At 36.2% G+C, this 14,562-nt stretch carries 14 protein-coding genes and 3 tRNA genes; 10 read left to right on the plus strand and 7 right to left on the minus strand.

Annotation, left to right across the window (positions count from 1 at the left end; all coding sequences use genetic code 11):
- Positions 1-2: 2 nt before the first annotated feature.
- Both QOL71_RS07980 and QOL71_RS07985 read right to left on the minus strand, forming a co-directional pair.
- Positions 3-2,543, minus strand: a complete 2,541-nt coding sequence (locus QOL71_RS07980; protein WP_283416403.1) for a beta strand repeat-containing protein — start codon at positions 2,541-2,543, stop codon at positions 3-5.
- Positions 2,544-2,548: 5 nt separating this feature from the next.
- Positions 2,549-3,028 (minus strand): T9SS type A sorting domain-containing protein, encoded by a 480-nt coding sequence (locus tag QOL71_RS07985; protein WP_283416404.1) that lies wholly within the window; start codon positions 3,026-3,028, stop codon positions 2,549-2,551.
- Between the two features lie 164 nt (positions 3,029-3,192).
- Here QOL71_RS07985 and QOL71_RS07990 point away from each other — a divergent pair, with 164 nt between their 5' ends.
- On the plus strand, positions 3,193-5,253 hold the full coding sequence (locus QOL71_RS07990; RefSeq protein WP_283416405.1) for a tetratricopeptide repeat-containing sensor histidine kinase: 2,061 nt from the start codon (positions 3,193-3,195) through the stop codon (positions 5,251-5,253).
- Here QOL71_RS07990 and QOL71_RS07995 read toward each other — a convergent pair.
- Together QOL71_RS07995 and QOL71_RS08000 are read right to left on the minus strand one after the other, a co-directional pair.
- Positions 5,233-5,937, minus strand: coding sequence for a LytR/AlgR family response regulator transcription factor (locus tag QOL71_RS07995; protein WP_283416406.1), 705 nt, complete (start codon positions 5,935-5,937; stop codon positions 5,233-5,235). The two genes, QOL71_RS07990 and QOL71_RS07995, sit on opposite strands and share 21 nt — an antisense overlap.
- 89 nt (positions 5,938-6,026) lie before the next feature.
- Positions 6,027-7,550: a trypsin-like peptidase domain-containing protein gene (locus QOL71_RS08000; protein ID WP_283416407.1), complete on the minus strand. Its 1,524-nt coding sequence runs from the start codon at positions 7,548-7,550 to the stop codon at positions 6,027-6,029.
- Positions 7,551-7,883: 333 nt separating this feature from the next.
- Between QOL71_RS08000 and QOL71_RS08005 the strand changes: the two genes are divergently transcribed.
- From QOL71_RS08005 to mtaB, 4 genes are all read left to right on the plus strand, one after another.
- On the plus strand, positions 7,884-8,204 hold the full coding sequence (locus QOL71_RS08005) for a hypothetical protein (RefSeq protein ID WP_283416408.1): 321 nt from the start codon (positions 7,884-7,886) through the stop codon (positions 8,202-8,204).
- Between the two features lie 38 nt (positions 8,205-8,242).
- A complete protein-coding gene (locus QOL71_RS08010) occupies positions 8,243-8,722 on the plus strand; it encodes a hypothetical protein (protein WP_283416409.1) in 480 nt (159 codons plus the stop codon).
- Between the two features lie 4 nt (positions 8,723-8,726).
- A complete protein-coding gene (locus QOL71_RS08015) occupies positions 8,727-8,915 on the plus strand; it encodes a DUF6496 domain-containing protein (RefSeq protein WP_283416410.1) in 189 nt (62 codons plus the stop codon).
- Positions 8,916-8,997: 82 nt separating this feature from the next.
- The gene (mtaB, locus tag QOL71_RS08020) at positions 8,998-10,356 is read left to right on the plus strand and encodes a tRNA (N(6)-L-threonylcarbamoyladenosine(37)-C(2))-methylthiotransferase MtaB (RefSeq protein ID WP_283416411.1); all 1,359 of its coding nucleotides are present in this window, start codon (positions 8,998-9,000) and stop codon (positions 10,354-10,356) included.
- Between the two features lie 73 nt (positions 10,357-10,429).
- Here the strand turns inward: mtaB and QOL71_RS08025 are convergent, their stop codons facing one another.
- On the minus strand, positions 10,430-11,173 hold the full coding sequence (locus QOL71_RS08025; protein ID WP_283416412.1) for a hypothetical protein: 744 nt from the start codon (positions 11,171-11,173) through the stop codon (positions 10,430-10,432).
- A 56-nt stretch (positions 11,174-11,229) separates the two neighbouring features.
- Between QOL71_RS08025 and QOL71_RS08030 the strand changes: the two genes are divergently transcribed.
- Positions 11,230-11,661: an RNA-binding S4 domain-containing protein gene (locus QOL71_RS08030; protein ID WP_283416413.1), complete on the plus strand. Its 432-nt coding sequence runs from the start codon at positions 11,230-11,232 to the stop codon at positions 11,659-11,661.
- Here QOL71_RS08030 and QOL71_RS08035 read toward each other — a convergent pair.
- Positions 11,658-12,173, minus strand: coding sequence for a shikimate kinase (locus tag QOL71_RS08035; RefSeq protein ID WP_283416414.1), 516 nt, complete (start codon positions 12,171-12,173; stop codon positions 11,658-11,660). The two genes, QOL71_RS08030 and QOL71_RS08035, sit on opposite strands and share 4 nt — an antisense overlap.
- Positions 12,174-12,281: 108 nt before the next feature.
- On the opposite strand from QOL71_RS08035, the gene QOL71_RS08040 reads away from it, so the two are divergent.
- From QOL71_RS08040 to QOL71_RS08050, 3 genes are all read left to right on the plus strand, one after another.
- A tRNA-Lys gene (locus QOL71_RS08040) sits at positions 12,282-12,354 on the plus strand.
- 36 nt (positions 12,355-12,390) lie between these two features.
- Positions 12,391-12,473: transfer RNA gene (locus tag QOL71_RS08045), tRNA-Leu, on the plus strand.
- A gap of 34 nt (positions 12,474-12,507) precedes the next feature.
- A tRNA-Lys gene (locus tag QOL71_RS08050) sits at positions 12,508-12,580 on the plus strand.
- Between the two features lie 79 nt (positions 12,581-12,659).
- Here QOL71_RS08050 and panC read toward each other — a convergent pair.
- Positions 12,660-13,505: a pantoate--beta-alanine ligase gene (gene panC, locus QOL71_RS08055; RefSeq protein WP_283416415.1), complete on the minus strand. Its 846-nt coding sequence runs from the start codon at positions 13,503-13,505 to the stop codon at positions 12,660-12,662.
- 285 nt (positions 13,506-13,790) lie between these two features.
- Here panC and QOL71_RS08060 point away from each other — a divergent pair, with 285 nt between their 5' ends.
- Entirely contained in the window at positions 13,791-14,561 is a 771-nt protein-coding gene (locus QOL71_RS08060) for a glycogen/starch synthase (RefSeq protein ID WP_283416416.1), read from the plus strand.
- Position 14,562: the final 1 nt, after the last annotated feature.

Genomic DNA, 14,562 nt, shown 5'->3' on the forward strand with positions numbered 1-14,562 from the left:
TTTTATTTAATACTTACTAATACTTTGATTTTTCCGATAGACTGCGAATCATAATCCTGAAGCGCTTTACCCAAAACCTGACCGATTTGTAATTTTTTCGGATCGGCTTTCATTGCAACGCCTGCAATAGATGAGGTTACCAATAGATCTCCTCTTTTGATTGTACCTCCTTCTAAGCAAACTTTTGTAGGAATTACTCCGATGACACCCATTGGAACTTTTCCAGAAATATCGGTGTCGACACTTTCCTCAGTTAAAAGGACACCCGGCTTTGTAGCATAAACACCAGCCACCAGATTAGAATATGGTTGGGATGACTTTTCGACAGTTCTGTCGGAGTCTTGTGAAATTACTAATATGTCTCCAGCTTCATATTGAGAGATATTTCCCTCTACATCAAAAGCTTCTGCAACATCTGCCCCGGAATTTTGTGTTCCACCGTTGAAAAAACCTCTTCCTGCCATATTGATACGCGCCATATTTGAGCCCGAAGTCTGGAAAACGGCGAGATTCCCAGAAGCTCCGGTATGATTGACCAAGAGATCACTTCCTGTTCCTGCATTTATTATGGTGACAGTAGGATTACCGTTAGATGTATTAAAATTTCTAAAATTTCCTGCCTTTCCGGTTCCAAAATTTGGTACCCAACCATAAATTGCCGTTCCTGAACCATCAGTGGTAGCTTCAACAGCATTTCCGTCATTGGCATTGGCAATAATTCCTTCTCCGGTTCCATCTGTGAGTGCAATTAATGCAGGTCTTGGATTGGTTGTATTTGAAATATAAAATAACCCTGCGGTAGCTCCTGTTCCGTCTGCACGACCATATACGCCAGCAGTTCCAAAGTTTGCAAATTTAGAATTAACCACACCCATGACTCCGGCAGAAGTTCCATTCGTATTATCTACAATAAAGTCTCCAGCATTACCATTACCTGTATTAGTTGATGTAACTACTGTATTATTATTGGATGTATTGAAATTTTTAAATTCTGCCGCCTTTCCACCACTGAAAGAAGGTACCCAACCATAAATAGCTCGCCCAGTGCCATCAACATTGGCTTCTACAGCGTCACCATTTTTTCCTGCATTAGCTAGAAAAGCATCGCCGTTTCCATCTGTGATCGCAGTGAGGGCTCTGCCATTTCCATTAGTATTGGACGCGTAGAACAATCCTCCAAATCCTCCAGTTCCTGAAGATACTCCAAAAATACCGGCTGCACCAAAGTTTCCGAAAATGGTTTTAACTTCCCCTCTGACAGCTGCACTTACACTATTCGTATTATTTGAAAGAAAAGAAGATACATTTCCTAATGTATTATCAGGAATGTTTCCTAGACTGTTAGACTCTACTTCGAATGTGTTTTTATCATTAGAAGTATTGGTATTTTCAAAACGTCCCGCTCTACCAGTACTACCATTAATCCCAACTTGTCCGTAAACTCCAATTGCGTTGCCAGAAGTATTAGTAGCAACAAATCCTCGCACACCGTAACCTCCACCGTCATTCCGTCCTACAACGGCGCCGGCAATATCACTATTTGTTAGACCCACAACGGCTTCACCCGCGCCATTATTGCGGCCAATGACACCCGCTGCAGTTTGTGCAGCAGTAGCGGCATCAATTCCTGAACCTCCAGTACTGCTGGATTGTATTGCTGTTCCGTTGCCTGTTGATGAGGCGTTGATTACATTTCCATTACCAACAGTAGATGCATTCAAAGCATTGTTGTTGTTAGCATTATTGAAAACAGCAATGCTGGCAGGATTTCCGTTCACGCTGGTTGCTGTGAGACCAGTCCCGGAATTACTATTGGCGTAAACTCCAGTTCCTGCTGCTGAAGAATTACCATAAACTCCTAACCCGCTTGGTGTAACCCCATATACGCCCCAACCAGAACCTGCCTGTGAGCCCCAAACTCCAATTCCTAATCCGCCGGTTCCATTGTTGATACCTCTGACTGCTGAAGAAAATCCACCAGGAGCTGTATTGGTTACTTCTCCTCTTATTGCGGAAATACTGGATGTTGTGGTAGAGTTTTGCCCGACAATAGAACTACCATCACCATTGTTAGCCAATGTAAAAAGATCAGAAGCATTGGTTAGAGTGTTCGTATATGGCAATGTCAGACCGCCTCCGCCACCGGAGGATTTTGCATATAAAGCATAAGGAACGCTTAATAATTGACTTGTGCCTGTAATAGTATAATTGGTTCCGCCGGCGGGATCGGTTTCGGTTTTGAGATAATAAGAATTTCCACCCCAATTGATGGTGTTGAATGTTCCGCTTAAAATTGTTCCGGATCCTATTTCTAGACTAACAAGACCATTAGTGTTAGTCGTTCCTGTTATTCTTTCTGAGTAAACTGCTGTTCCTCCTACTGAACCTTGTAATACACTCACTCTTACGGCAACATTTTGATTGGTTAAAAGTTGTCCGGAATTATTTCTGATAATAGCCTGATAGCTCATTTTTTCCGGAGCCTGAGCAGAAACCATGTAAGTTCCTAAGGCAAAGGCTGCAATTAATACAATTTTTTTCATAAGTATTATTTTTTGATGACTTTAAATGTTTTGATAGTTTGATCGTTCTGGAAAACCCTGATGATATAAACAGAAGAAGGTAACAATGAGAAATCCAGCTCAGATTTTTGTTGATTCAGGTTTCCTTTTTTGATCAGTTTCCCTTGTGAGTCAAATAGGGTATAATTTGAATTTTGATAATTTTTATCACTGAATTCAATCCATAAAAGATCTTTCACAGGATTGGGATATAAGAGTATATTTCGCTCTTTGTTGTTCAAATCTTCTACAGCTAACGTTATGATTTCATAAGCATGCTGAACACCCTCCATTACCTCGGCATTAGATCCTTTTTGCCGGTAATCTATCTGTCCGACGGTATAGGATGAACTGCCACCGCTTCCAATAGCAGTAATCCCTGTCGAAGCAATTGTTTTTTGTGCTTTTAATAATCCAGTCGGTGCAATGAGCAGAATTAAAAAGCGAATTAATATTTTATTTTTCATAGAGTGAATTTTTCTATTCCAAAGGTAAAATGAGAATGTACTGATGAAAAGATGAAATAGATAAACGACAATTTTAATAGACCAATGACATTTATTAAAAAATAATTGTAGCTTTAATAAGATATTATAAAGTCTTATTGGTGAGGAAAATATGGGTTTTCATAATGTTGAATTTGGTATTGTTTCTATTCTCACAGAAACAACCGGATCTTTTGCAGTATAAAACCAATGATCAAAAGATCAAAGCCTGGGATGCTTACTGTAATTCATTAACAGAAACTGAAAATTATCCTTTATTAATCAAAGAAGCAGATATCGGAATTGCGCTTTCAGTGAATAATAAAAAATACTTGTCAAAATTCTATTTCTACAAAGGCTATGGTTACGAGTATACTAATAACCAATACGAAAAAGCAACAGTCTACTTTGAAAAATCACTGCAACTTGCACAAAATAAATATTTGGAGCAAGAAGTTTTAGCATTGATGAGGCTCAATTATATGTATTACTCTATAAAAGAATACAAGAAAGGAGAGGAACTCATCAATTATGTCAAAAAGATTGTCGACACGGTTAAAGCTAAGAACTTAAAAGCCACACTTTTAGGGAGTATCGGAGAATATTATCTGGATAGGTCTGAGTTTGAAAATTTCATTAATTATAAGCTGAAAGCTATTGATTATTTGTTGCTGGATAAAAGGAAAAAAGAGACCAGAAATAATATTGGCATCTCATATCTACAAATTGCCGATGCTTATAATGATATGAAACAATATGAAAAGGCGATAGAATATACAAATTATGCTAGCCCTTATCTCAAAGATAGGTCAGATGGAATTGCTTTTTTATACAATACTTATATCGAGGCTTACACCCATTTGGGGAATATCGATTTAGCGAAAAAATACTATTTAGAATTATATGAAATCGGACAGCACAACCAGATGCTTTTCCTTAATGTAAGCTATGCAAACCGGAATATGTCTGAGTTTTATCTTGAGAAAAACAGATTGGAACTCGCGGATGACTACGCTGATAAGGCCTTGCTTTTCGCCAAAAAATCTAACGATGAAGAGATCCTGATGGAAGCCAATACAGCCAAAGGAAAAGTATTGGTTGGACAAGGAAAATACGCCGAAGCGATTAAAATCCTTAACAAAGCGTTGAACTTTGCTTACATCTATGACAAACGTTTTTTTGCAGAGATCAATAAAAAGTTATCTGAAAGTTACGCCGCTCAAAAACAATGGGACAAGGCCTATCAATATTACAAAACTTACAGTCAAACCAATGATTCTCTTTCTATAGAATCTGGGAAGCAAAGTCTTGCGAATGCCGAAGCAAAATTTCAAAATAAAAGTAAACAGCAGGAAATCAAATCATTATTGAATGAAAATACTATCCATGAATTAACAATTAAAAATTCTAAAAAACAACGAATTTATCTGATTTCAGGTTTAGTTGCTATTGCTATTATTGGAGGGTTACTTTATTATCAGAGTCGGAACAGAAAGAGAATCAATCAGAAATTAATGTTACTTAATTCAGAATTGGATAAAGCTAATAAAACCAAAATGCAGTTTTTTGGAATTCTGAATCATGACCTACGGAGTCCTGTTATTTCCTTGATTAATTTTCTCCATCTTCGGAAAGAAGCACCCGAAATGATGGACGAAGAAACCAAAGACCGGCTCGAGACACAAACTACAAGAGCAACCGAGCAGCTTCTGGAACAGATGGAAGACCTTTTGCTTTGGAGCAAAGGACAGATGGAAAATTTTGAGCCGTCGTTCAGAAATTATAAGATAGAAGAGATATTTTCCGATGTTAAAAAAGAATTTGTTTGGGTCAATGACATTCAGATTTCCTTTAACTTCTCAGAAAATATGTGGGTTTTTACTGACAAAGAATATTTGAAAACCATCATTCGAAATTTGATCAATAACAGTGTAAAAGTAGTACAGGGAAAACCTGACGCTCATATTATTTGTAAAGCCTGGGAAGAGAATAATGAAAGCTTTATTGAGATCTCCGATAACGGAGGCGGTACAAATCTTGAAAAATTCAGAGCTTTATACGAAGATCATACAAGTATAGGCATCAAAAAAGGTTTGGGGTTACATGTGATTCGTGATCTTTGTAAATCAATCCGATGTAATATCGAAGTTAAAAGCAATCAATTAATCGGCGAAACACAAGTCATTTTAAGATTCAAAAAAGCTTAGATTTTCTTTGTAAGCTCTGCCGATTGGTAGATTGATATTACTATTGATAACAACTTCGTAACTGTTTTTTCTGGTAATAAGATGTTTTGGAACGGCATAGCTTTTATGGATCCTGACAAAATTTGAAAAATGGTCGTCTTTTAAAATCTGACCGATTGATGATAAAACGCAATGTTTTTTTTGTGTAGTGATCAGCCTTGTATAATCTTTCAATGCCTCCAGATAGATGATATCAGAAATTTTTATCTGTACAACATTATGGCCTTCTTTTATTTTTAAAAATTGAGAACCGGTAAGAATATCGAAATATTCAGACTTTTCTTTCATACTGAAAAAATCCAATAACTTATTGATAGAATAATCAAAACGTTCTTTTTTTAAAGGTTTTGAAATGAAGTCTAGTGTGTCGAGCTCAAACGTTTCAATGGCATATTCCGGGTGCGAGCTTATGAAAATGCAGGCGGGGATTTTTTGATAAGTTTTTCTGATTTCTATTCCTGACATTTCCGGTAAATCAATATCAAGAAAAAGCAGATCTATTGAATCATCAAGAAAGGGTTTTGCGTTTTCAGCAGAATCAACTGCAGCAACAAGTTCCAGGATACCATGTTGCTTGATGAGATGTTGTAACATCAATCTGTCAATTTCCTGATCTTCTATTACGATGCATCTTATTTTTTTCATACCATTGATATCAACCAAAGTTAGAAAAAATCCATATAAAAAACCCAACCATTCAACAGGTTGGGTTTTTGTTTTTATGTTTTGGAGAATTAAGGCATTTTAAAACCTCTCGTGGTAATTCTGCCGTAGCTGTCTACATATTTTACCTGGACATTACCTTTGTATCCGCTCAATATTTTTTCGACATCTTTTTGAGAATTAACAGGTTTTCCATTGATTTCCATTACGATGTAATTATCCACTACACCAATTTTATCCATTTCGCTGCCTTCTATCACATTTTTAGCAATAACACCGCTTTCCAGACCATAATCGGTTTTCACTCTGTCGCTCAGTGGCTCGAATTCCGAACCGATCTTTTCAGTAACAGTCAGGTCTTCTTTACTTCTTGAAGAAGTTCCGCCTTTCTGGTCTTTCAGAGTAACAGTTACTGTGTTTGGTTTCCCGTTTCTGGTATAAGTTACGGACACTTTATCACCAGGTCTTCTACTTCCGATTGCGAAAGATAGGTCTGCAAAGCTGCTGATATCTGTATTATCAATTTTAGTTACAATATCACCTGTTTTGATTCCTGCATCTTCGGCACCACTTTTTCCTGTGACTTCAGTCACATAAACACCGTCACCAACTTTTAAGTTAGCTTTGTTTTTTTGGTTATAAGCTGCAACCTGCATATCATTAGACAGATCTAAGCTTCCGATTCCGAGGAAACCTCTTTGTACCAATCCGAATTTCTTGATATCCTCAACAATTTTTCTTGCTAAGTTGGAAGGAACTGCAAACCCATAACCTTCGTAGTAGCCTGTTTTGGATTGGATTGCTGTATTGATCCCGATCAGATCTCCGTTGACATTGACCAAGGCACCACCACTGTTTCCCGGGTTGATTGCAGCATCCGTCTGGATAAAGCTTTCGATTGGTGTTCTGGATTGCTGGCTCAGGATATCAATGCTTCTGCCTTTTGCAGAAACAATTCCTGCTGTAACCGTAGAATTAAGCCCAAGCGGATTACCTACCGCTAAAACCCATTGTCCTACTTCTACCATATCAGAGTTGGCAAAGTTGAGGTAAGGCAGACCTTTTTCTTCGATTTTTAAAAGGGAAATATCCGTATTGGGATCTGTTCCTATTAATGTTGCGATATAAGATTTTTTATTACTTAGAACCACTTCCAGTTTATTAGCACCAGCAACGACGTGATTATTGGAAATAATGTAACCATCTGGTGAGATAATGACTCCTGAACCTAATCCGGAGGGCATATTCTTAGGGGGTTGCTGTTGCTGCCTTTGTTGACCACCACCAAAAGGACTGTTGCCAGGTCCGAAGAAAAAATCAAACATATCATTGTCAGGCATTCTTTGAGTTGCTCTGTCCTGATAATTTTTGATTGTTACAACCGCAGGAACCGTGGTTTTAGAAGCCTTAACGAAGTCGTCCCCAACTGCAGAACTCATTCCGGCAAATGCAGAATTTTTAGAAGCTTTTGTAAAATAAGAGAAATCTTCTCCATTGTTTTCTGAACTGAAATATTGACTCGCTCCGAAAACCGTTGCACCGGAAATAACACCGGTCAATGCAAATGGCATTAGTTTTTTTAATGTATTCTTCATTTTAATATTCTTTTCTTTTTTTGATTTCTGTTAGACAAATTTAATGCTAAATTAGTATGAACTAAAAAATTAGTGTTACAGTTTTAACGAAGTTTAACCAATTTTAAAAATACATTAATAAAAATCTGGTCCAAATAGTAAATTAAATGTTTGAATTGTACTAAAATTAACAGAATTATTGTTGATTTTGTTATTGATTATCAATTTGGTATAATCAGCATTGACAAAATGTCACTTATGTCACTAAAGTTTTCGAAGTAATTTGAAACTTCTTAAAATTTTAAAATTCTATTTGGCAACAATTTTGTTTTTCAATTCTTAAAAATGAAAGATATGAAAAATAGTGTAAAAGTAGTTTTAGGTTTTCTTGCAGGCGGAACTTTAATTTTAGCAGGTCAAATCATCAGAAATAAAAGAAACAAGGAAAAGCTTTTTACAGCTCCGGATGGAAATTCTTACAAAGAGAACGAGATGTACAGGAATTCTCAAGGTGAGATTTTCAAAAATGGTAAGCAACTTCATTTTGAAACGCCGGAACTTCTTTCGCAGGCAAATCATCATATTGATACATACCAGAATCAAACTAAGGCTACCCCAGGAAGCCAGCACTTTAAAAATGCCAATTATCATCATACAGGTGTAAGACACCATTAAGTTGATTTCAAGTAAATGTTAATTACAAAAAATAAATTATGGAATCAGAAAATATTGTAGAAAGACTTACAAAATACGAATTTGAAAATACCAATCTTTACACAGGTTTTAATTCTGTTGGCGAAGCGAAGAAATTTGCAGATGAAAGGAATGGAAGATTAGTCGAAGTTGGTTTTTTGGACGGAAACGATAACCCGGTTGAAGATAATTCTCAGAATCTTATTGCAGAGAATAAATATTATAAAGCTTTCGCAGGACCGGATTACAAGATTTTACATTCTTCGGATGAGGGTTTTCAGGAAATTGCTGACAAACTGAAAGAAAGACAGAATGAAGTGACGGAGAAAAGTCCGGACGAGAAATATTTTTCGGATTCGGATCCTCTAATTAAAGAAGATGCGGTTATTGTTCTATACAAAGGCGAAGTTGAAAATGTGACTTCACGAGAAAGGTCAAAATATCTGATGCATGCCAAAGTCTATGAACTGGCTGTAGAAGTTCCGAAATCAAAAAATTAAAAAAATGGCGACTAAAAAATATTCCGATAAAGCCCAGGAAAAAGTGGGCAAAGTCATGAAAGAATTCAAAGAAGGAAAACTGAAATCCGGCTCAGGTGACAAAGTCACAAGCAGGAAACAGGCCATTGCTATCGGTATTTCCGAAGCAAAAGAAGAAGGACTCAAAGTTCCGAAACAAAAGAAATCTAAATAACAGAATCCGGTAAGTCCGGATTTTTTTGTGCTAAGTTCATTATTTGGAAGGGTTGCAATTTTATTAATAACTTTGCAGCCTTATGTCAGATGTTATTTCACAACCGAAAACCGTTGCTTTTCACACACTTGGCTGCAAGCTGAACTTTGCAGAAACTTCTACTATTGCAAGACAATTGACGGATGCGGGTTATCAGAAAGTTAATTTTGATGAGCCGGCACAGGTTTATATTATCAACACCTGTTCTGTAACCGAAAATGCGGATAAAGAATGTAAGCTCCACGTGAAGCGTGCTGCGAAAGCTAATCCCGAAGGTTTGGTTGCAGTTATCGGCTGCTATGCACAGCTGAAACCGGAAGAGATTTCCGGGATTGAAGGTGTTGACCTGGTTTTGGGTGCTAAAGAAAAATTCAATATTCTGAGTTATCTGGATGATTTAGAAAAGTCGGAAAGTTATGCTCAGATCCATTCCTGTGAGATTGACGAAACAGATTTCTTTGTTGGGTCTTATTCTATTGGCGATAGAACGAGAGCTTTCCTGAAGGTTCAGGACGGTTGTGATTACAAATGTACCTATTGCACCATTCCTTTGGCCAGAGGGATTTCCCGTTCCGACACCATCGAGAATGTGATTAATAATGCAAAAGAAATTGCGGCAAAAGATATCAAAGAAATCGTTTTGACAGGTGTTAATATCGGAGATTATGGAAAGGGAGAATTTGGGAACAAAAAACACGAACACACTTTTCTTGATCTGATTTCCGAACTGGACAAAGTAGAAGGCATCGAAAGAATCAGAATTTCCTCCATTGAACCTAATCTTTTGAAAGACGAAAGCATCGATTTGGTTTCCAAAAGCAGAAGTTTTGTCCCGCATTTTCATATTCCACTTCAATCGGGAAGTGATGAATTACTGAAAAGAATGAAACGCCGTTATTTAACGAAGCTTTATTATAATCGGGTTAATAAAATCCGTGAAGTGATGCCAGATGCGGCGATTGGCGTTGATGTGATTGTCGGATTTCCCGGGGAAACTGAAGAGTTGTTTATGGAAACATATAATTTCCTGAATGATTTGCCAATCAGCTATCTCCACGTTTTCACTTATTCCGAAAGAGAAAATACCGAGGCTGCTGATATGCAAGGTGCAGTCCCGATCTCTGAAAGAAAGAAAAGAAATAAAATGCTCAGAATCCTTTCCGAAAAAAAGAAAATGGAATTCTACAGAACCCAGTTAGGCAAAAAGCTTCCGGTTCTTTGGGAACATGAAAACAAAAACGGAATGATGTATGGCTTCACGGAAAACTATGTCAGAGTTTCAAAACCTTTTGATGAAAAATCAATTAATCAGATAGAACATATAATCCTGGATAAAATCCAGGAAGACGGAAATGTTTCTGTTAAAGAAACTCAATTTGAGGATTTTCTGGCCAAGGTTTAAAACGAAGCTATATCAAATAAAAAGCGTGATTCAAATTTGAACCACGCTTTTTTGTTTTGTATGATATTGAGGATTAATCTTCCCCGGGTTTAACTCTTGTCTTAGTATTATAAAGCTGAAAATTGAAAACAAAACTTCTGTTGGCATATACCGTTCCGTAAATCGAGTTATCTCTTGCATAAGCTGCTCTGGACGGAACAATAATCACGCCCTGCATATTATAATCTGAAGCTACGTCCAGATTGTCATAAGATTTGAAGAACTTTAATGCTTCTTTCAGTCCTTCGATTTCGAAGAAATCTCTGCCTATATTTGTTTTGTTGGTATCGTTATAGTTTTTTATTACAGATGATTTTACATAGTAATAAGCAGGATCTACACTTGGAACACCGGTATTTGTAACATTATTAACAAAAGTAATTTCATTGTTGAAAACAAATTTATCATTAACCTTGGAAGCGGTGTAAGTTTTTGTAACATTGAAAAAACTAATGATGTCATCAGTTGCCATTTCTTTCCCCGGGTCAGGTTGTGCACCAGGTCTTACAATATAAATTACACCAGATGGTAACTTGACATAGTTATAATCTGCCAGTTTTTTTTCATTATTGTCAGTGTCAGTAGTGTCATCAAAAGCAGTGATGACTCCTTTGCTGTTAAGGTAATGTGTATTCAGAAAATCCAGAGCCGCAGCATCGTCATAATCTTTTTGCTCTTCTACAGTAAGCTGTACAACTTCTTCATCATCATTATTGTCTTTCTTGCATCCCTGTAAAACAGCTACAGAAAGAGCAATTCCCAAAAGTATTTTTTTCATTTTTTATTTAATGTTAAATTGCAATTAATTTTAACGTGACAAAAGTATAAAAAATTATGAGAATAGATAAATTTTTATGGAGTGTGAGATTTTATAAAACAAGAAACATCGCAGCAGAAGAGATCAAGAAAAACAGAGTCAGCATTGGAGAAAATGCCGTGAAATCTTCTAAAGAAGTGAAAACCGGCGATCTTATTAAAATTAAAAAAAATCAAATCGAGTATAAAATAAAAGTTACAGATATCCCCAAAAGCAGAGTAGGAGCTAAATTGGTTTCTTTATATGTAATTGATATGACAGAGAAAGAACAGTACGAAATCCTGAAAATGAGAAAGTCCGCTCAGGATTATTACAGACAAAAAGGACTTGGAAGACCTACCAAAAAAGACAGAAGGGAAATGGATGATTTTTCCACGAGCGATGCTTCCTCAGAAATGGATAACGATGACTGGGATGTTTTTTTCTCGGATAGTGATGATGAAAATTAAATTTTCAACAACCTGATGATCTCATCAGAAATCTCACTGGCGGTTTTGGAATCCGTATCGATTGTAAAATGTGACTTTCCATAAAAAGGATTTCGTTCAAAGAGATGTTTGGCAATAAACTCAGGGATGTCATTGTCTTCCAATCTTGCAATCAAAGGACGAGAGTTCTTCTGAAGCATGATGCGTTCCGTAAGGGTTTTAACAGAAGCTCTCAGAAAAATACTTTTTGAGAATTGATTGATCAGATCCATATTATTATAATATACAGGCGTTCCTCCACCAAGACTCAGAATGACATTGCTTCTCTCGTTTAAGATCGATTTCAGAATTCTTTTTTCTTCCTTACGAAAGAAGATTTCGCCTTTATTTTGGAAAATTTCGGGTATGCTAAGCTGATGCTCTTCAGAAATTTTCTGATCAAGATCGATGAGTGGAAAATTTAATTTTTTGCTCAAGTTTTTGGAAACGTGAGATTTACCGCTTCCCATATATCCGAGGAGAGAAATTATCATAATTTTATTTTAAACAAAGTTCTAAAAAAATTTTGAGATTTTAAAAAAAGCCTTATCTTTGCACCACTTTAAAACGGAATAGTAATCTATAAAGTTTTGAATGTGGCCGACCTGGTAGCTCAGCTGGTAGAGCAATACACTTTTAATGTATGGGTCCTGGGTTCGAATCCCAGCCAGGTCACAAGCAGAAAAATCCGTAGTTATACGGTTTTTTTTTGCCTGCGTGGTGAAATTGGTAGACACGCCATCTTGAGGGGGTGGTTTCCTAAGGATGTGCTGGTTCGAGTCCAGTCGCAGGCACAGTACAAACTCTGAAGATATTTTATATTTTCAAGACCTGGTAGCTCAGCTGGTAGAGCAATACACTTTTAATGTATGGGTCCTGGGTTCGAATCCCAGCCAGGTCACAATTTACGCAAGTAAATTTTTTTCATATTAATATTTTGTGATTTGGTGTAGAAGCTTCTTGAAAAAGAAGCTTCTTTTTTATTCCAGATGCATGTTGTCAATCAGTCTTACTTTTCCAACATTCACTACAATGAAAGCACGGTAGCTTTTATCTTTCGAAAAAAAATCCACTTCTTTCAATGTGCCTTCATCGGCAATCAGAAAATATTCCAGTTTCATCTCGTTTTGTTGGAAAATTTCTTCCACCCTTTTTTTGATTTCAGGGATTGACACAACCCGAAACCAATCATTCACTTTTTTCAATGTCTTATATATAACAGAAGAAGCTTTCTTTTCTGTGTCAGAAAGACGCATGTTACGAGAACTCATTGCTAATCCGCTTTCTTCTCTATGGATTTTTACGCCGTGGATTTTGATATTCAGATTCAATATATCAACGAGTTTTTCAATAATTTTCAATTGCTGGAAGTCTTTTTCTCCAAAATAAGCATTGTCTGGTTCTACTTGCAGAAATAATTCTTCAACCACAGTTCCGACACCGTCAAAATGTCCCGGTCTGGCAGCGCCTTCCATTTCGTTCTCAATTCCGCCAAAATCGTAATGCTTTTTTTTCATTCCGTTAGGATAGATGTCTTCAACTTTTGGGATGTAAACGGCATCAACCAGTTTTGATGTTTCCAGTTTTTTGATATCATCTTCAACCGTTCGAGGGTATTTTTCCAGATCTTCGAGGTTGTTAAATTGTGTTGGATTGACAAAAATTGATGAAACCACGATGTCATTTTCTTGCCTGGCTTCTTGGTAAAGAGAAATATGTCCCGCATGTAAAGCCCCCATTGTAGGAGCAAATCCTATTATTTTATTTTCCTTTTTTTGTCGGATTATATAGTTGGAAAACGACTGTTTGTCATAAAAAACCTGCATTAGCCTGATAATTTTGAACTCAAAGGTAACGGTTTTTACTTTAATTATAGCCTGTCTTCTGTTTTAACTGTAAATGTGGTTTTTGTCTGGAATTATGCTTTGGGGATTTGAAAAGTTAAAAAAATCATTATTTTTTGATGAGATTTAACATTTATAATTTATTAAGTATTTGATATTTAATAAGTTTTAAACAACAATATTAATATTAATTAAAATAAATGTTTTGATTTAATTTTTTGTAATTTTGCAAAATGAAGTTTTTGTACTTCGTTTAAAGTAAATTTTATGCCTAATCAAAAGATTTTATACGTTACTACGGAAATGTATCCCTACCAAGAAGATACAAATATGGGGAGTTTGGTACACAAAATGGCGCTGAAAATGCATAGTGAAGGTAACGATGTGAGGGTTTTTATGCCTAGATTCGGTCAAATCAGCGAGAGAAAATTTCAGTTGCATGAGGTTATCAGGCTTTCTGGGATGAACATCATTATTAATGATCTGGATCAGCCATTAATCATAAAAGTAGCTTCTTTGCCTGGTGAGCGTCTTCAGGTTTATTTTATAGACAACGAAGAGTATTTTAAAAGAAAGCAATATTACTTTGATGACGAAGGTGCGCCTTTTGAAGATAACAATGAAAGGGCTGTTTTCTTTGCCCGAGGTGTTATAGAAACGATCAAGAAACTGAATTGGGTTCCTGATGTCATTCACCTGAATGGCTGGATGGCTTCTCTTATTCCTATTTATTTAAAAACTTATTATAAGGATGATTCTTACTTCAAGGATACCAAAATTGTCCTTTCTGTTTATAATGAAGAAGATATTCCTTTGAAAGAAAATACAAAAGAAATTTTGGAGTTTGATAATATTTCTGATTTAGAATCGTTAGATAATCCAACCTTTCTAAGTTTTGTAAACGATAGTATGAACTATGTGGATGTTATCGTGAAGGGGAATGAATTTTTGGAAGAAAAATTGGATCAGGCCTACGGAAAGGCGGAAGCTGATAAATCCGATTATTTGAACGCAGATTCTATAGCAAAGGTTTATTAAT

The sequence above is a fragment of the Epilithonimonas pallida genome, from assembly GCF_900182975.1.
GTDB classification, from domain to species: domain Bacteria; phylum Bacteroidota; class Bacteroidia; order Flavobacteriales; family Weeksellaceae; genus Epilithonimonas; species Epilithonimonas pallida.